This window comes from Neoaquamicrobium sediminum (assembly GCF_013240295.1).
GTDB classification, from domain to species: domain Bacteria; phylum Pseudomonadota; class Alphaproteobacteria; order Rhizobiales; family Rhizobiaceae; genus Aerobium; species Aerobium sediminum.
Window position 1 is genome coordinate 215,284 of record NZ_JABETK010000001.1, and the last position, 17,917, is coordinate 233,200.

Annotated in this window: 11 protein-coding genes and 4 pseudogenes; 10 read left to right on the forward strand and 5 right to left on the reverse strand. The window is 61.4% G+C overall.

Features of this window, described 5'->3' with window-relative positions:
* The first annotated feature begins 106 nt into the window (after positions 1–106).
* From HK436_RS33965 to HK436_RS01090, 9 genes and pseudogenes are all read left to right on the forward strand, one after another.
* Positions 107–394 (forward strand): oxidoreductase dimerization domain-containing protein, encoded by a 288-nt coding sequence (locus HK436_RS33965; protein WP_312860452.1) that lies wholly within the window; start codon positions 107–109, stop codon positions 392–394.
* 232 nt (positions 395–626) lie between these two features.
* Positions 627–1,424: pseudogene (locus tag HK436_RS01055) on the forward strand (DUF932 domain-containing protein); the annotation flags it as partial.
* Positions 1,425–1,597: 173 nt separating this feature from the next.
* Positions 1,598–3,750: pseudogene (locus HK436_RS01060) on the forward strand (ParB/RepB/Spo0J family partition protein).
* Between the two features lie 169 nt (positions 3,751–3,919).
* Positions 3,920–4,756, forward strand: a complete 837-nt coding sequence (locus tag HK436_RS01065) for an NYN domain-containing protein (RefSeq protein ID WP_173186673.1) — start codon at positions 3,920–3,922, stop codon at positions 4,754–4,756.
* A gap of 182 nt (positions 4,757–4,938) precedes the next feature.
* Positions 4,939–7,158 (forward strand): annotated as a pseudogene (locus tag HK436_RS01070) (strawberry notch-like NTP hydrolase domain-containing protein); the annotation flags it as partial.
* A 153-nt stretch (positions 7,159–7,311) separates the two neighbouring features.
* Positions 7,312–8,544, forward strand: a complete 1,233-nt coding sequence (locus tag HK436_RS01075; RefSeq protein ID WP_007015824.1) for a site-specific integrase — start codon at positions 7,312–7,314, stop codon at positions 8,542–8,544.
* Between the two features lie 143 nt (positions 8,545–8,687).
* Positions 8,688–9,896, forward strand: a complete 1,209-nt coding sequence (locus HK436_RS01080; protein ID WP_244648437.1) for a tyrosine-type recombinase/integrase — start codon at positions 8,688–8,690, stop codon at positions 9,894–9,896.
* Positions 9,893–10,897 carry a site-specific integrase gene (locus tag HK436_RS01085; RefSeq protein ID WP_009823939.1) on the forward strand — a complete coding sequence of 335 codons (1,005 nt, stop codon included), beginning with the start codon at positions 9,893–9,895 and terminating at the stop codon, positions 10,895–10,897. Before HK436_RS01080 ends, HK436_RS01085 begins: the two co-directional genes overlap by 4 nt.
* 84 nt (positions 10,898–10,981) lie before the next feature.
* Positions 10,982–11,735, forward strand: a pseudogene (locus HK436_RS01090) (strawberry notch C-terminal domain-containing protein); the annotation flags it as partial.
* 199 nt (positions 11,736–11,934) lie between these two features.
* On the opposite strand, the gene HK436_RS01095 reads toward HK436_RS01090, so the two are convergent.
* The 3 genes from HK436_RS01095 to HK436_RS01105 all read right to left on the reverse strand — a co-directional run bounded on the left by HK436_RS01095 (position 11,935) and on the right by HK436_RS01105 (position 14,749).
* Positions 11,935–13,080 (reverse strand): site-specific integrase, encoded by a 1,146-nt coding sequence (locus tag HK436_RS01095; protein WP_173186677.1) that lies wholly within the window; start codon positions 13,078–13,080, stop codon positions 11,935–11,937.
* 104 nt (positions 13,081–13,184) lie between these two features.
* Positions 13,185–13,628: a hypothetical protein gene (locus HK436_RS01100; protein WP_152567572.1), complete on the reverse strand. Its 444-nt coding sequence runs from the start codon at positions 13,626–13,628 to the stop codon at positions 13,185–13,187.
* Positions 13,625–14,749, reverse strand: a complete 1,125-nt coding sequence (locus HK436_RS01105) for a site-specific integrase (protein ID WP_173186679.1) — start codon at positions 14,747–14,749, stop codon at positions 13,625–13,627. The genes HK436_RS01100 and HK436_RS01105 overlap by 4 nt, the downstream gene beginning before the upstream one ends.
* 30 nt (positions 14,750–14,779) lie before the next feature.
* On the opposite strand from HK436_RS01105, the gene HK436_RS01110 reads away from it, so the two are divergent.
* The gene (locus HK436_RS01110; protein ID WP_173186681.1) at positions 14,780–15,094 is read left to right on the forward strand and encodes a hypothetical protein; all 315 of its coding nucleotides are present in this window, start codon (positions 14,780–14,782) and stop codon (positions 15,092–15,094) included.
* 146 nt (positions 15,095–15,240) lie between these two features.
* Here the strand turns inward: HK436_RS01110 and HK436_RS01115 are convergent, their stop codons facing one another.
* Positions 15,241–15,537: a hypothetical protein gene (locus HK436_RS01115; RefSeq protein WP_173186683.1), complete on the reverse strand. Its 297-nt coding sequence runs from the start codon at positions 15,535–15,537 to the stop codon at positions 15,241–15,243.
* Between the two features lie 368 nt (positions 15,538–15,905).
* Positions 15,906–17,900, reverse strand: a complete 1,995-nt coding sequence (locus HK436_RS01120) for a hypothetical protein (protein ID WP_173186685.1) — start codon at positions 17,898–17,900, stop codon at positions 15,906–15,908.
* Between the last annotated feature and the right edge of the window lie 17 nt (positions 17,901–17,917).

Genomic DNA, 17,917 nt, shown 5'->3' on the forward strand with positions numbered 1-17,917 from the left:
CGCGAAGGTAGTCTCGGCGAACCTGCTCAACGGCAACACGGTCAGGCCTGAATACACAGGCGTTCCGAGTGTCGCCTTCACCATCCCGCCGATCGCAGCCGTCGGCATGAGCGAAGCCAAGGCGCGTGAGAAAGGCCTGAACGTTCGCGTAAAGACCGAGCGCGTGGACGGCTGGTTCACCGCACGCCAGCAGGCCGAGACGGTGTATGGCTTCAAAACGTTGGTCGACGCGGACACTGACCGCATCCTCGGCGCCCATCTTGTCGGTCCGCACGCTGACGAAGTGATCAACATCTTTGCACTGGCGATCAGGCAAGGGCTGACGGCAGAGCAGTTGAAGACCACCATGTTCGCATATCCCAGCGGCGCGTCAGATATCGGCGAGATGCTTTGAGCGTAAGTGAGGTGGTCGACCGGTACGGCCGCGGAGCAGTCTGCACGAAAGAAATCCCTTCACCAGTCGCATTCGGTTCGCTGAGCAGTCGTAAAAACCACGAACCGCAATGCGAAGAGCAGCCCTCCAGATACTCCCGAGTGTCTCACCCGTTCTAAAACCGCGCAACGCCGCCAGATCGGCTGGTTTCGGCTGATGAAAGTCCGCTGAGACAGCTTGACTGTTCAGATAACGCGCTGAGCAGATCAAGACGCTCGAAACAGATAACGGCCGCATTGAACTGCGCGCCGTCACCGGCCCCGACTATGGTCGGATCTACGACCACGAGCTGGTCGAGGCGGTGCAACGAATCGCGGGCAATGGCACGGGCGACACGCGATGGAAGGTGCCCGGCGTGCTCGATTGGTCGACGGGCGTCTACAATCCCCGCGTCGACATCACGAAGGACACGACGACCCTCTATGCGTCCGACCGCGACGTGTTCCTCTTCCTCGTGGACGATCTCAACCCGATTGAGGCCGGTCGGCTCCCCGATGGTTCACCCGACCTCTATTTCCGCGGCTTCTACTGCTGGAATTCCGAAGTCGGCGCGAAGACGCTCGGCATGGCGAGCTTCTATCTCCGCGCGGTCTGCCAAAACAGGAATTTGTGGGGCGTGGAGGATTTCGAGGAAATCACCATCCGTCACAGCAAATACGCGGCATCCCGTTTCGCCCACGAAGCTGCGCCGGCGCTGCTCAATTTCGCGAACTCCTCGCCGATGCCGTTCATCAACGGCATCAAGGCGGCCCGCGAGCGGGTCGTCGCGAAATCCGACGAGGACCGCACCGAATTCTTGCGAAAGCGCGGATTTTCGAAGGCCGAGACCGGCAGGATCATCGACACCGTGCTTACCGAGGAAGGCCGGCCGCCTGAGTCGATCTTCGATTTCGTCCAAGGCATCACCGCCGTCGCGCGCGACAAGACCCACCAGGATGCTCGCCTCGACATGGAGGGCAAGGCCAAGAAGCTGCTCGACCGCGCTGCCTGACTTCCGTGAAGCCGGACGTGCGGTCTTCCGCGTCTCCGGCTTTGCGCCTTCGTGTCCTTCCGCTTCTCCGTATCCGTGGCGCTGCCCTCCAAGAGTGAGAGGGTGGCGCTTCGCTTCGTGACGAGTTCGGGTTCGAGAGAGAGGCTCTCGGCGCTCGTCGCGGAGTAAGGAACATGGCAACTGCCGTTCAGAAGATCACTCTGTCGTCCTCGCGCGACATTCCCTTCAATAAGCTGGTGCTGAGCCAGTCGAACGTCCGGCGCGTGAAGGCCGGCGTCTCGATCGAGGAGTTGGCCGAGTCGATCGCGCGTCGCGGCCTGATCCAGAGCCTTCATGTGCGCCCCGTTCTCGATGGAGAAGGCCAGCAGACCGGTATGTTCGAGGTGCCCGCCGGTGGCCGCCGCTACCGCGCGCTCGAACTGCTCGCCAAGCAGAAGCGTCTCAACAAGACCACCCTGGTCCCCTGCGTCGTATCGACCGCAAACGCCGCAATCCTCGTCGACGAAGTTTCGCTGGCCGAGAATATCGAGCGCGCGCCGCTCCACCCGCTCGACCAGTATCGCGCGTTCCAGGCCATGCGCGACAAGGGCATGACCGAAGAGGACATTGCCGCAGCGTTCTTCGTCGATGTCAATATCGTCAAGCAGCGGCTGCGCTTGGCGTCGGTTTCGCCTGCACTGCTCGACATTTATGCCGAAGACGGCATGGAGCTGAAGCATCTCATGGCCTTCACCGTGTCGCACGACCACGCGCGCCAGGAGCAGGTCTGGGAGGCGATCCGCAATAGCTGGCAGAAGGAGCCCTATCATATCCGTCGCATGCTGACCGAGACGACGGTGCGCGCGTCCGACAAGCGGGCCGTTTTCGTCGGCGTCGACGCATACGAGGCCGCAGGCGGCACCGTCTTGCGCGATCTCTTCGAATCCGACAACGGCGGCTGGCTTCAGGACGCCGGGCTTCTGGACCGGCTCGTGTCCGAAAAGCTCACGACGATCGCCGATGAGGTTGCCGTCCAAGGCTGGAAATGGGTCGAGGCCGCCGCCAGCATCCCCTACGGCGTCACCCACGGCTTGCGCGAGATCAGGGGAATCCCTGTCGACATCACGGCGGAGGAGCAGGCCACGCGCGATACGCTGCAGGACGAACTCGACCGCCTGACCACCGAGTACGAGGCCGCCGATGAGCTTCCAGACGAAGTCGATGCCCGTCTGGGCGAGATCGAGGCGGCTATCGAAGCCCTCGACAACCGTCCCGTCCGCTACGAACCGGACGAGATCGCCATCGCCGGCGTCTTCGTCAGCATCGATGCCGACGGTTCGCTCTCCTTGGATCGCGGCTACGTCCGGCCTGAAGACGAAAGGCCCGTGGAAGCTACTGACCACGACGCACAGGACGAAGAGATCGATCCTGAAACCGGTGAGATCCGTGAGCCTGCCATCCAGCGCACGGTCATCACCATCGGCGGCCAGCCTGTCCAGACCAACGACGAGGATGAGGACGACGGCCTGAAACCGCTGCCCGAGCGTCTCGTGATCGAGCTGACGGCCCATCGCACGCTGGCGCTGCGCAATGCGCTGGCGGAAAATCCGCACGTCGCCATGACGATGTTGCTGCACAAGCTCCTCAGCGACACGTTCGTCCACACCAACCCGACCGGCTGCCTCGAGGCGAATGTTCGCCACATCTTCTTCTCGGCCCAGTCTGAGGATCTGAAGGACAGCCCTTCCGCCCACGCGGTGAACGATCGCCACGAACGCTGGGGGATCACGTTCCCGCCGACGATCAGGCTCTCTGGGACTGGCTGACCAATCTTGATGACGGCACGCGCATGGAGCTGCTGGCCCTTTGCGTCAGCTACGGCGTCAATGCGCTGTTCGAGCGTCCGAACCCATATTCCGGCTCGGGCGTCAGTCAGCACGGTCTCGACGTGCGCATGGCACAGGCCGATCGTCTCGCGCGCGCGACTGGAATGAACATGGTGGCTGCGGGCTGGAAGCCCACGGCAGGCAACTACCTCGGTCGCGTGACCAAGCCCCGTATCCTCGAAGCCGTGCGCGAGGGCGCCGGCGAACGGGCCGCCCAGCTCATCGAGCATCTGAAGAAGGGCGACATGGCGAAGGAAGCAGAACGCCTGCTCGCCGACACGGGCTGGCTCCCTGAACCGCTACGTCTCACCAATCTCGACGAGGGGCAGACCGGGAATGCGCCCGCAGACGGTGGCTCCAGTGACGAGGCCACGCTGCCGGACTTCCTTTCAGAAGACGGCGACAGCGAAGACCAACTCGATGCCGAAGACGACGAACCGGCAGCGATCGCGGCCGAATGACCACGACAGCAGGGAGCGGCGCGTGTCGCTCCCCGCTGGCCTTGTTCAAGGAGACATCCATCGATTGCGTTTGTCGGCAACGCCAAGGATAGTTTGCTTGAGTCACAATCGTGCGCGCACCACATATCGATGCTATCAATGATGATGTGCAGAGAGGGCGAACAATCGAATGGAAAATGAGGATCGGCCGCGAAACACATCTGATCGCCGGATTGCCCTACTCATCGATGCGGACAATGTGTCCCACAGCAAGATCGCCGCGATATTGGCAGAACTCTCAAAATACGGCACGGCCAATATCCGCCGCGCCTATGGCGATTGGGCAAGCGCCAATCTCAGGAGCTGGAAAGACAAGCTGCACGATTTTGCAATCCGGCCCATTCAGCAGTTCAGCTATTCGGCCGGCAAAAACGCGACCGATATTGCCCTTGTGATCGACGCGATGGAACTTCTCTACACGCAGAAACCTGACGCTTTCTGCCTGGCTTCCAGCGACGCCGATTTCACACCACTGGTGATGCAGTTGAAGGCCAATGGGCACGACGTCTACGGATTTGGGGAACGCAAGACGCCCGCACCGTTCGTCAACGCCTGCACGACCTTTCTCTATCTCGATGGCTTGGACGATGCCGAGCAGCCGACAGCTCCCGCAGTAACCGGCGAGAAACCGAAGGCCAAGGCCGGATCAGCGGCCAAATCCAAAACGCCCGCTGAAAAGCCCTCCGACAAGCGAGCCGGCAAGTCTCTATCGCAGGACACTACCCTTGTGACGATCCTGCGCGGTGCTGTGGAAGCCACGGCTCAAGAGGACGGATGGGCGGCCATGTCATCGGCAGGAAGCGCAGCCAAACGGCAGGCGCCGATCGACCCGCGAAACTATGGGGTGAAGAACTTTCCCGCACTCTTCGCGGCGACCGGCCTCTTCGAAATCGTGAAAATGGAGAACGGGCAAAGCTACGTCGCAGACAGGCGGAACAAGGACCGCACGCCACAGCCGAGCCGATAGGGGCAAGGAATTCCATCATTGCCGCTGATCGCAAAAGCGCCCGCCTTTCGGCCGGGCGCTTTTTTCATGCCGGCTAACGCCGCCATCTGAGAGCGAGAGGAGTGCCGGAACGGGCGAGTTCGGGCGGTCGAGAGAGAGCGCCGGCCGGGCTTTCCCGTTTCCGCTCTCCCGAGGATCTCCCGATGACTATCCTGTTGCCCGTGGCCGCCTCGGCCGCGTCCGTTGCCCGTGCGCCTGCCATCCTGTCGGCCGCCCAGAACCTGCTCGGCCATCTTGAACGCGGCGAGCGCATCGATCCATTACTGCTGCGCGCGGCGATGGAGGCCGCCTTCAGCGCCTCCGATTCCGCCGGCGCCTGGGACTGGAAAACTGCCTATGAGGCATGCGAGGTCGCTACCGTTCTGTTCCTGCGCAAATACGGACGTGCGCTTTTCCGTAAATCCGCATCTCCGGCAGCGCGGCTTTCTACCCTGTCGAAAATCACCGGGCTCCTGCCGACCCACACCCGCCGCTCGGAGGAGAGCCAGGCTCTCCAGCAATTCTCGACGCCGGTCCCGCTCGGCGTCGCCGTGGTGACGGCGGCGGGGATTACGCCGGACGACATCGTGATGGAGCCGTCTGCCGGCACCGGCCTACTCGCCATTCTCGCATCGACGGCAGGCGGTTCGCTGATCCTCAACGAGCTGGCAGACGTTCGCGCCGATCTCCTCGCTTCTCTCTTTCCGGCCGTCACCGTCACGCGGTTCGATGCCGCACAGATCGACGATCATCTCGATCGCGCAGCCGTTCCCTCCGTCGCGCTGATGAACCCGCCATTTTCAGCCATGGCCAATGTCGCCGGCCGTGTCGCCGATGCCTGCTTTCGCCACATCGCCTCGGCCCTGAACCGGCTCGCGCCTGGTGGCCGGCTCGTGGCGATCACCGGCGCCAATGTCGGGCCGGACCAGCCGGATTGTCGTGACGCGTTCGTGCGTTTGCAGGAACGCGGCACCATCGTCTTCTCCGCCGCTATTGCCGGATCAGTCTACGCCAAGCAAGGCACGACGTTTCCGACTAGGCTAACCGTCATCGACAAGATGCCCGCTGCCGATCCGACGTCGCTGCCAGCATCGGCCGGCACGGCTCCCGACGTGGCGACGTTGCTCGACTGGATCTTGCGGGACGTTCCGCCCCGTCACCCGGTCACGCTCTCAGTGGCTTCCGCTCCGCGTGCTCGCACGGCGCCGAAGACGGTGCGCAGCTATCTCGCCCGCTCCGCTGAAGCACGCCCAGCGCCGGTCAGCGATCCCGACGGCATTCAGCTCGCCTACGAGACCGTGGACTGGACGCCTGCCGACAGCCCGCACCTGACCGATGCCATCTATGAAGAGTACGGATTGCAGTCGATCCGTATTCCCGGCGCGCAGGCGCACCCGACCAAACTCGTCCAATCCGCCGCCATGGCGAGCATCGCGCCGCCGAAGCCGGGCTATCGGCCAACCCTGCCGGCAAACATCCTTAGCCTTCTGTCCGATGCCCAGCTTGAGACGGTGATCTATGCCGGCGAGGCACACAGCGATTATATCGCTGGATCGTGGACGGTCGATGAGACTTTCGATCTCGTGAAGGCCGCGCCCGCCGATGCGGCCGACACCGTTCGCTTCCGCCGCGGTTTCATGCTTGGCGACGGCACCGGCGCCGGGAAAGGTCGCCAGTCCGCCGGCATCATCCTCGATAATTGGCTCCAGGGCCGGAGCAAGGCTGTCTGGATCAGCAAGTCCGACAAGCTGATCGAGGATGCGCAGCGCGACTGGGCGGCACTCGGTATGGAGCGCCTGCTGGTCACACCGCTGTCGCGGTTCCCGCAGGGCAAGCCCATCACGCTCTCGGAAGGCGTCCTATTTGCAACCTATGCCACGCTACGCTCCGACGATCGTGGCGAGAAGGTTTCGCGTGTCCGGCAGATCGTCGAATGGTTGGGCTCCGACTTCGACGGAGTGATCATTTTCGACGAGAGCCACGCAATGCAGAACGCCGGCGGCGGCAAGGGAGAACGGGGCGACGTCGCCCCCTCGCAGCAAGGTCGCGCTGGCCTGCGGCTTCAGCATGCCCTGCCGAATGCGCGCGTCGTCTATGTTTCCGCTACCGGCGCGACAACCGTCCACAATCTCGCCTATGCCCAGCGGCTCGGCCTCTGGGGCGGCGACGACTTCCCCTTCGCCACGCGCGCGGAATTCGTGGAGGCGATTGAGGACGGTGGCGTCGCGGCGATGGAAGTGCTGGCCCGTGATCTGCGTTCCCTCGGGCTCTACACCGCCCGCTCGCTCTCCTACGACGGCGTTGAGTACGAGCTGGTTGAACACCAGCTCACCGACGAACAGCGCCGCATCTACGATGCCTATGCCGGTGCCTTCGCCATCTTATGGCGAGCTGCGCATAAGATGGCTTATCGCGAGGAAGCGGTAATGCGGAGGAGCGCGGCGTAACCGGCGAATTCCCATGATAGTGTGCGCAGTTGCTGCGCATTATATTGGTTGCGAACCTCGGCGGTCCCTGGACCAGCTGAGGAGGCAATCATGTTGAAGTTGCATGACGAGTTGATCACCGAACTCTCGAATTCGCTCACCACACAGAATTACAATCCCGTGGTCGTGGCGAACCACCGTCTCTACGCCCGCGCGTTTCTCGATTATCTGGCCGAGTGCGATATACAGGTCGAGACTGTGACGCCGCAGCAGGTCGATCAGTATTTTGGCTATGCGGTTCAGGATTTTGAGATCCAGTACGGTCGGCCTCCCAGTGCGCGTTGGCACATGTTGCCCCGCACCGCGATCGCCAAGCTCCTCCGGCTTGCTCAAGGCAATTGGCCCCCGGACGCAGAAATGATCGGTCCCGATGACGAGCATCGACATGAAATTTGCCGCGAATACGAGGCATGGCTGCGCGAGGAGCGCGGTTTGGCAAGCGCGTCCATTGCGGCGCTGATGTGGGAGGCGCGAAACTTCCTGCGATGGCAGTTCGACCGGGCCGGTGCCGCCAGCCTCGAAACGTTGAGCATCGTGGACATCGATCTCTACATGGACATGCGCGCGCCTGGTTTACGGCGCAAATCATTGGCCGATGTCGCTGAGCGTCTCCGTTCGGTGGTTCGCCATCTGCATCGGACGGGTCGCATCCCGACCGATCTGACGCCACACATCATCGGCCCCATGCTCTATGCCTACGAAGATGTGCCGTCGACGCTGGAAAGGAGCCAAATCGCCGCGGTTCTGGCGACAACGCAGGAGGACAGATCGCCACGCGGACTACGCGATTATGCGATACTTCAGCTGCTTGCCACGTATGGGCTGCGCGAAGGTGAGATATGCCGCCTTCGGCTCGATGACGTGGACTGGCGCGCAGAATCCCTCCGGATCTGCCACACCAAGACCAACGCGTACTCGTACATGCCGCTAATGGTGACTGTTGGTGAAGCGCTGCTGGATTATCTGCGCCTTGGGCGGCCCCAGGTTGAAGTGCGGGAAATCTTCGTCCGATCCTGCGCACCCTATATCGCAATGACGAACCTGTACGGCATGATCCGCGGTCGGTTGGCCGCCGCAGGCGTAGTGCCAGCAGGAAAGCGGGGGCCGCATGTCTTCCGCCACGCACGTGCGGTCGAAATGCTGCGGGCATCGGTCCCGCAAAAGATCATCGGCGACGTGCTCGGGCATCGATCCACCGAATCCACCAATACTTATCTCAAACTGGCAACAGATGATCTCCGAGCCGTGGCACTCGAGGTGCCTGGAATGGAGGTGCTGTCATGAGCGCCTGGCACGATCCCGATCGCACCGTCGTCGACGCCTTCCTGGTAAAATCGCAGTTCCGGCCGGGAAGCGTACCGACATATCGCTGGTTCCTTTGCACCTTCGAAGATGTTGCCCGCCGGCATCCGGCGGTGGACCGGCAGATGCTCGACGCCTGGCTGAAGGAGATGCAAAAACGTTGGCGATTGTCGACGCTGCTCAATCAGGTCTGCATTGTCGACCGCTTCCTCGACCACCTCGTCGAAATCGGGCTGATCGCCGACAACCCTGTTGCTGCACTTCGCCGTCGGTACAACGTCAAGCAAAGCAAGCCGATCTGGCGGGCCTTGGCTTCCCCGAATCCCGACGAATCCTTGGCCGCGTTACGACGGCCTGCGCCCTTCGGCAGCGTGCTGGGTGACTTCATGCAAGACCATGTCATGCTGATGCGCAGCCGGGGATATCAATATGAAGCGCAGGCTCACTGGCTGCTGCGGTTCGATCGGTTCCTTCAGGCCCGTCCCGACCTCGCGGAGCAACCACTTGAGGCAATGATTGCGAGCTGGGCGGCTGCCAAGCCGACCCGCAACCACGCGGCTGAATGCCAGAAGCTGGCGCGCATCCTGACCAAGGCGCGGTTCCGCCTCGATCCGACTATCCCGCCAAAGCGCTTCAATCCCCGGCCAGAGCGGGAAGTAGCGCGGGAGCATCGGCAACCGCATATCTTCAGCCCGGCTGACGTTCGGCGTATGCTCGATACCGCACGGACTTATCCGTCGCCGGACGCTCCGCTGCGGCCGTTGACCCTCTACACCATGATCATGCTGGCCTATTGTGCCGGGCTACGGCGAAGCGAGCTGGCATGGCTCGATCTTGGTGACGTGGACCTGCAATCAAGCACGATCACGATCCGGGAAACGAAGTTCTACAAGACCAGGATCTTGCCTCTATCCGACAGTGTCGCGGTCGAACTGCGCGCGTACATCGATGCGAGGCGGCGCGCTGGCGGCCCACAGAACCCGAAATCAGGGCTGTTCTGGCATGCCCACTTAAATGACCGCTACAGGCCCGAGGCGGTTACGACAATGATTACCAACGTCATGCGCCGTGCTGGGCTCAAGCCCGCTTCGGGCCGGACCGGGCCGCGGGTCCATGACCTTCGTCACTCGATGGTGGTGAACCGCATCCTCCAGTGGTACCGGTCCGGCATTAACCCTCAGGAAAAACTGCACTTCCTCTCGACCTACATGGGGCACCGGGATCTCCACTCCACGCTGGTCTACATCACCGTCACGCAGGATCTGTTGCAGGAAGCCAGTGAACGGTTCCGCGCGCTCGGCGCCCCGTGCCTTGTCACGGAGGCGCGGCCATGAGGAAAGGCAATCCATTGCCCGCGTTGTTGCGGGCGTTCTTCCAGGAGTGGCTGGCCGAGCAGCGCAGCGCGTCAATCCACACGATCCGCTCTTATCGCGACACCTGGCGGCTGCTGCTTCGGTTCGTCGCGGAGCGAAAAGGCTGCGGGGTCGCGCGGCTGACGCTCACCGACGTCTCGGCCGGCGAGGTGCGCGCGTTCCTTCATCATACCGAGCATGGCCGCAAGACCACGATCGGCACGCGGAACTGCCGACTGGCCGCCATCCGCAGCTTCTTCAGCTTCGTGGCGGACAAGAATCCGGAATACATCGCGCAGTGCTCAGAGGTCCTGGCTGTTCCGTTGAAGCGGGAGCCCACCTCCGCGCCGTGCTACCTCGAGCCCGAGGAGGTCGAGGCCATCCTCGCCCAGCCCAACCGATCGACACTCGAAGGGCTGCGCGACCATGTACTGCTCTCGTTCCTCTATAACAGTGGCGCGCGAATCCAAGAGGCGCTTGACCTCTGTCCCGAAGCAATCCGGTTCGATGCACCGAACTTCGTGCGTCTTTACGGCAAGGGGCGCAAGGAACGCATCTGCCCGCTCTGGCCAGAAACCGTGGCATTGCTCAGGAAGCTACTGGAGCGACAGCCGCGTGCGCCCGATGAGCGGATCTTCGTCAATCGATACGGTGAACCGCTAGGGGCGTCAGGGGTGCGGTTCAAGCTCAACGCCTACGTGGAACAAGCCGCGAAATCGACGCTGACCCTCCAGTCAAAACACGTTACGCCTCACAGCTTCCGGCACGCGACCGCCGTCCACCTCGTTGCCGCCGGGGTCGATATCACCGTCATCCGCAGTTGGCTCGGGCACGTCAGTCTCGATACGACCAATCACTATGCTCAGGCCAATCTGGAGACCAAACGAAAGGCGCTGGAACAGGTTGGCGCCCCGGCGGCGAGCAACGTGCCACCTTCGTGGAAGCGAGATGCCAATCTGATGGGATGGCTCGACACCCTATAGAATAATGTGAAGGACGTGGCGAAATGTTCCGCAGCTTTGCAGGACTACGCCGCGTTCCTCCGCATTACCGCTTCCTCGCGATAAGCGATCATCCACAATCACCTCGACGCGGCGATGGAGGCCGCCAACATCACCGGCTCATCAGGCACATTGAACCGGCAGGCGAAGTCCGCCGCCCGCTCGGCCTTCGAATCCGCGAAACAGCGCTTCTTCGGCCATCTGCTGACGTCAATGAAGACGCCCACCCTGATCGGCTCGATCGAGAACGATCTGGCGGCTGGCCACGCCGCCGTCATCCAGATCGTGTCCACCGGCGAAGCCCTGATGGCACGCCGTCTCGCCGAGATTCCCACCGAGGAATGGAATGATGTGCGCGTAGATATTACGCCCCGTGAGTATGTCTTGTCGTACTTGCAGACCGGCTTTCCGGTCCAACTTTATGAGCCCTTCTCCGATGGCGAGGGCAATCTGTCGTCTCGTCCGGTCTATCGCGATGGCCAGCCAGTCGAGAGCCGCGAAGCCGTCGCGCGCCGTGATGAGCTGATCGAACGGCTTGCGTCGCTTCCACCCGTGCCGGGCGCGCTCGACCAGATCGTCCAGCGCTTCGGCACGGACATGGTGGCCGAGGTGACGGGTCGCTCTCGGCGGATCGTCCGCAAGGGCGACCGTCTGGCCGTAGAGAACCGCGCCCCGTCCGCAAACCTCGCCGAGACAGCCGCCTTCATGGATGACCTGAAGCACGTGCTCGTGTTCAGCGATGCCGGCGGCACCGGCCGCAGCTACCATGCGGAGCTGTCGGCCAAGAACCAGCGGCTGCGCGTGCATTACCTGCTTTTGACGTATTCCTCGTTGGATATCCTTAGCGCGGTACGGCCGCAGAGTCGACGGTTACGGGAGACTTGGCCGCGACACTTACGGCCGGGATCGGCTGCTGCTGTGTTGGCGGAGGGCGTAGCCCGGAGCCAACACAGCAGCAGCCGATGGCCTTTCAAATTCTGGGGTGCAGGGGGTTGCGGGAGCGAGCCTTATGGAGATCCTCAACTTGTCGCGGGCCGGACGGCGCGGTTGAGAGCAGCATAGTTTCGAGCCGCCCTGTTGAGATAGTATCGCAAGCTACGCCAGTCGGAATGCCCAAGTTCTTCTGCGGCGTCGATCAAGATCTGGTGGTCATCGAACAGGATGTCGGAACTCCCCTTTGCCAATGCATACAGCCGGAAGACGACTTCCTCCGCAAAGCAGGCACGCAATCGATGGCCGCTACCCCGAACGTCAGCCACGACGAAGGCATCCTTGACGATATCTCCGACTGCCTTGGCGGTTAATCCATCTTTGGTTTTCAGCGACAGCCACAAATATCCGTGAAACACCGGCCCGGAAGACTGCACCTTGGCGCGTTCCGACCATATAAAGTCGAGGGTCTGGTGGAGTAGTTGAAACGGCACCTTGATTTCGCGGGTCTTTCCGCCCTTCTCTATGATCTCTGCGGTGACGAATGTGCGGCCGCTCTGACGGAAGCGTTCCACCGCGCCGCGCATCTCCGTACGAGATTTCGATGATGTGCCTGCGCGCGTAAAATGTTCGTTGGGCGCGAGAATGCCCTCGGCGACCAGCGACGCCCGCAAGCGTTCGATCGTCAACGAGGCAACGCCCGCACGACGTAAGCCCACGTCTCGCATCCAGCGTGCGATCAGCCAGTTCCTCGCGGCGAGATAGGGATTATCCGGACTGGAAAGCACATCCAGCACCTGTTCGACCGCATCATCCGACGGCGTCGGGCGGCCACCGTTTTTGGCTTTTGCGCTATAACCGAACGTCACCTTGCCTGTGCTGGGGTCAGATAAACGGGCATCCAGACGCGCAACATAGTTTGCCGCGCGCCATTCCTCATGGCCCTGCGAGTAGCTGTGTTCCTGAAGCAGGTAACGATGGAAGCGTGAGATTACGTCGAGGCAGCGCGACAGGCGGCGACGCGTTCTGGCTCCCGGGTTTCCGAGCCTCAGACGTTCGAGTTCCGTTCCTGTCCAGCTGACAATCGAGTCGAGGCTTATGCTGCTCGTCGCGGGTTGCCCGAGTACGAAGTCCCACCAGGCGCAGAGAATATAAGCCTCATCTTCAATACTTCCCGGCGCCAGATGGCGCTGAACGGCCTGGGCGCGCAAATAGTCGAAGATCGGTTCGACCAACGCCCCGCCAGGATCGAGAACGAGCGGGAATCGCGGTAGACGATGCTTTTGCAGCACAAAGTCTTCGGATGCCCGCACGATCCTGGTACGGCCTAAGCTGGCCTTCATCGGATCGGCACAATGCGGGCGAGCTCGGATCGCGCTTCCGCAAGTTGGGCCTGGGCGATCTCCTTCAACTGTCGCTCACGGGTCAGAGCTTGTCCCATAAGTCGGTGCTCGCTGGAGAGGACAGCCATTTGCTGGGCGAGCGCCTGGACCTCTCGTTTCAGAGACTGAAGTTCCGTGCCCGGTCGTTGTACGGGTTTCAAGAGCTTGGCCGCAACCGTATCAAAACGCGCGCGCAATTCTGGATAATGACCGGACGGGGCCGGAGCTGCCAAATTGGGATTCGACCAGGCGGTGAGCCCCCGTTCCATATCGACCCAACGGGCAAGTTCTGCTGGCCCGCGTGGGCAATATTCTCCCTCCGGAAGGCCTCCCTTCGCAGCCCAGGATTCGAGCAATTCAACTTTGCGCTGAAAGGATTCCCTGGCAGCAGATGGTTTCATTTCTGATCGACTCCATGGAAACGGGCCAGGTGATCTTCGGCCGCTTGCCGTCTTTCGGCCATCCTGGCTGCCAGCACTGTTCCCGGGCACATGAGGCAAGCGCTATTGGCGCTTTCTATCACCTTTTCCCAGTATCTCCTGTTCTCGGCCAACTGCACATTGTGCGGGCATCCGGCGCAGATCAGATCTTCAGCGTACCGTAAATCGGGACCTTGGCGTCGTTGTGCCTCCGGATTCTTTCTTCGGGCCGCAATCACACAGCCCGCCACGCTGAGGTCCTTTTCCGAGTTACCACACGCGCAATAGGAATGGCCCTGGCCATTCGGTTCCAGACTTTGCGCCCCCGCAAACTCAATGAGCAGTCGATCGAATGTCGGCCCGTCTGCACCGTAGTCGCCGACCTCGGCGCGTGCTTGCCAATCAGCCTTGAGACGTTGAAGGTCGTTCAGGATCCTTGTCCCGGCCCTGCCGCTGAGTTGCTCATGACCATCGAGTGCCCGACGATAGATCTCGAGACGGAAGTCGAGGCCGACCTCCTCGAATGTTCGCAGCCTCAGGTCTTCGCGTGCAAGCGCACGCCTGGCCTGTTCAAGGTCTGCTCGGGCATGGTCGACAAGCTTGAAGAAACCTCCGAACCGCGCTTCGGTGATGTACGAACGGGTGCTGTCCGGATCATAGTGGCAAAGATATTGGGATAGGGCGGTCAGCGAGCGGTCCCGATACCGATAATAATAGACGACCGCGAAAAACCGACGGAACTGGTGTGGAGCGAAGGACCAATAAGTGCCGTCGGGAAGCGCAGGCACCTTCATCTCCTCGGCAAAGGCCAGCAAGCCGCGGCTGATGTTGGGGGTCTGGACCGACGGGGCCCTGGCGAATGGGTTGTGTAACTGTAGCAGCCACCGTGATCCGGATTCCTTGCGTGCGGTTGCACTCAGCCACATCAATATCTCCACGGCTTTTGCTACCGCCGCCGGGGCCGGAATCCGCTCCCGACCGCGGACGCTTTTGGCGATGAAGGTCTTGAGCCAAAGCTCACCGCCATCATCCTCCAGGCAATCATCTCGTAAGCTGAGAATTTCCTCGATCCTTCTTGCCGAGAAGGCCGCGATGACGATCACGCACGCAGTGGGAAGCAGGCGCAGGAAGATATGGTGGAGGCTGGTCGTGACATTGTTGATAGCCGCGCCATCGAAATGGCCGATGCTGGGAATGCCCAGTGCTCCATCCTCGCGCACATGCTTGAGCGCCGGACTGTTCCAGATGTCGTGGACCAGTTTTGCACGACGCCATTTGCCAGGCTCGTTCCTGAACCCTCGCTCGGCATGACGGACGTCATCGACAAGTGTCTTCAGATCGTCGGCGTAAAACAATACCCATCGAAGTGCGCGATCAATGAGAAAACAGGTTTGGGTTGCCGGCGCGGTCGGGGTTTTGGAAAGCGGTGCACCGAGCTTCCTGGCTAACCGGGCGGAGTCGATCCTTCTGTTGAATGGTCTATATCCAATCGGATCATGTGTGAGTTCTTCCTGGAGGCGGCCAAGTCGTTCCCAAACGCGCATATAGCGATCTAAGGATTGCCCACAGAATGTCTGATCTCTCTTGCGATTGTTTACCCGGTTATGAAGACAGGGGTGATTTTGAGGCCGTTCTCAACGGCCCAATCAGCAAAAATCTTCGCCGCATTGTCCGATAGCTGTTTGCTATATTCGAAACCGGCCAGCCTGCTGGCCGCTTCGACGGAGAAAGTATTCGGGTCACTTTGTTGAACAGGCGGAGCGCGGCCGGCATGACGACATCTTTTAACGGCTTCTCGCGCCGCAGCTTCAGATCGGATCAGTCCTTCCATGCCGGCGTGCTTCAGGCTGTCGCAAAACTCCTCGAACCAGGCCTGTGTCAGATCCGACATGCCAGGAAGCCCACACGCGGTGCGCCAACGAAGGAATGCAACGAACCCCGCATATTCCTCCCGGATGGTCGAGGCAGAGCGGACCCAGGCATTCGGCCCGGTAAGCGCGTAATAGACGTATTTCTTGGCGGTAAGGAGATCTCGCCATTCGGCGTAGTCCGTCAGGCGTCGGTCTGGTGCGATCAAGATGTCGAACCGGATCGTCGTGCTCGCGTGCCGGCGTATCGTCGGGTTGTCGAGCTCAACCAACCAGGCATTATCCTCGAGAGTGCCGTCCTTGAGCCAGAGCGGCCTCGGGTTTTGCAGGAACTCGCAAAAGGCGGCAGCACCTGCCTCGCGGGCGTGTCGTGGCGGTTGATGGACCCGGCTCACCATAACTCGATGGCCCGCACAGTGCCCGCCGTCAGGCCGGCATCGACTTCGGCCTCCATCATCCTGAGAGCGCGACGGTGATGGGAGGACCGCAACCGATCAAGAATGACTTCGCAGAGAGCCTGGAAATTCAGCCAGACCTCGGCCCATCTTGCAGGATTGTTCGCCTTGAACGCTTCCTCCTGCCGGCCAAGAGATCGTTGGAAAAGGACAAGCGCCCGGATGCTATCGTTGCTCGGCCGGAACTGCCGGAAATGACAAGTCGCGCATTTGTCGATGGCCATGCAGGGTCCTGTATCCTCGTTGTTGGACGTCTTGGGGGCCGTGCAGAGAAAGCCCAGGCCCGTGGTTCTGGCGTGGTCCAAGGCGCTCTCGTGCGTCATCGATGTTCCAAGGGTATCGGCCGCTCCTTCGATGGGTTCGATGAGGCCCGCTTCTAATGCGGCTAGGAATGTCCGCATTTTTGAGGCAAGAAGGGCTTTGAACCACGGACGGCTCAGATACCGCATGGTGGTGGCTGAGTTCTTGTGCTGAGCCAATCGCGCCGCGACCGTATGTTCGAAATTGGCGCGCGCCGCTTCCAGTTGAAGGACCGTGGGCCGGATCATCTGGCGACGTAGCGGTAGCCGGCCAATGACGGGGTGCTCGAAATTCTCGGCCAGCATCGCCTGCCAGTGGTGATCGATGGCAGCGGTTGTCATCGGACCGATACGGTTGCGGTCGGATTTATATCCAGGCACGATCCAGAGCTTATCGGCAGTGGGCAATTCGAGGTATCGGGCCGTTGCCCGAATGCGCTCCGACAGCTTCTGCCAGGCGCGGATCGCTTCGGCACCGCTGAGATCGCCGTCGTTGTGGCGGACGTCAATGTCGGCGCCTTCCCAAAGGGTGCCTTCCTGGATTTCGCCACGGGCGCGCAATTTTGCCGCGGCGACGGTGATGATCCGGACTTTGCCCCGGTGAATATCACCGATGAAGGGATCTGCGGCGAGCCGGTCACAGGTCGATACATTGAATGCGGTGTCGATCATGACGATGGTTTGCGCAGCGAGCAGCAACCGAACGTTGCCCTCAACGTGACTGACGGCTTCCGTCCAGCCACCGAGCGCCGTGCCATGGCAGCCCAGCATCGTATTCTTCCAGTCGTTGAAACTCCGTCGATGCGGTTCCGCCAGCGCGAGATAGCGCACCATGATGGCCATGCCTCGCTGTCTGGCATTGGCACGATTCTCGTCGGAGAGCGTGGCTCTTCGGACGTGAAGCGCGCTCAAATCCTGGAGGAGGTCCTCTGGTGTCCGCGGTGTCGGTAGATCCCGCGCTGCTGTGAAAGCCTGACCAGTTTCCCACTTGGCTATTCCGGCGCGCAGAGTACGCACGCAGATTGCCCGCAGCGCATAAAGTCGTTCATCGTTGAGACGGATGACTTCGCGCCAGTCGAGCTGGTCGTATTTCGGTCGTACCCACCCTTGTAGATCCGTCGGCAGTTCGACCTTGTTGAGTTCGCCGAATGATGGAATGTTCCGTCCCGTCAGTTGCCCCCGGGCAACGGGTGTAAATCTACCGGGATCGCTCCAGAGGCCGGCGCGGGACAGCCGCCGCAGGCAACTGACAACGGCTTCGAGGAGAGCTTTCCTGGAAAGCAGGTTGGTGTTGTTGATGATTTCGAAGCACTCGATGTCGCGTAACCGTGACGCCCAAGCCTCGCCCACCTCGTACATGAGCATTTTCGTCAAGCGCTCTGACCGCCCGAGCTGGATCGAATTGAAGAATAGGGCCTCTGCAGATTCTGCGCATATTTCGGCCCTCAGAGCCACCCAGCGGAGAAAGCGGACGAACGCCCGAAAATAACCCGCAGTTGTCGACGCGGTACAGCCGATGAATTGCTGCTCCCACGCAGACGCGAGGCGCTTGGCCGCCGCGGTGCCATAGAGCGGAACCACCACGGCGAAATCGAAAATCCTGCCGTCGACCTTGACTTCGAAGCTGTCCAACGTACCCTCCAATCAAG

Excerpts from the sequence above, each read along its gene's own strand:
- HK436_RS33965 (WP_312860452.1), top strand. The coding sequence starts at position 107 with ATGAGCGAAGCCAAGGCGCGTGAGAAAGGCCTGAACGTTCGCGTAAAG.
- HK436_RS01065 (WP_173186673.1), top strand. The coding sequence starts at position 3,920 with ATGGAAAATGAGGATCGGCCGCGAAACACATCTGATCGCCGGATTGCC.
- HK436_RS01075 (WP_007015824.1), top strand. The coding sequence starts at position 7,312 with ATGTTGAAGTTGCATGACGAGTTGATCACCGAACTCTCGAATTCGCTC.
- HK436_RS01080 (WP_244648437.1), top strand. The coding sequence starts at position 8,688 with ATGCTCGACGCCTGGCTGAAGGAGATGCAAAAACGTTGGCGATTGTCG.
- HK436_RS01085 (WP_009823939.1), top strand. The coding sequence starts at position 9,893 with ATGAGGAAAGGCAATCCATTGCCCGCGTTGTTGCGGGCGTTCTTCCAG.
- HK436_RS01100 (WP_152567572.1), bottom strand. The coding sequence starts at position 13,628 with ATGAAACCATCTGCTGCCAGGGAATCCTTTCAGCGCAAAGTTGAATTG.
- HK436_RS01110 (WP_173186681.1), top strand. The coding sequence starts at position 14,780 with ATGGTGGAGGCTGGTCGTGACATTGTTGATAGCCGCGCCATCGAAATG.
- HK436_RS01115 (WP_173186683.1), bottom strand. The coding sequence starts at position 15,537 with ATGTCGGATCTGACACAGGCCTGGTTCGAGGAGTTTTGCGACAGCCTG.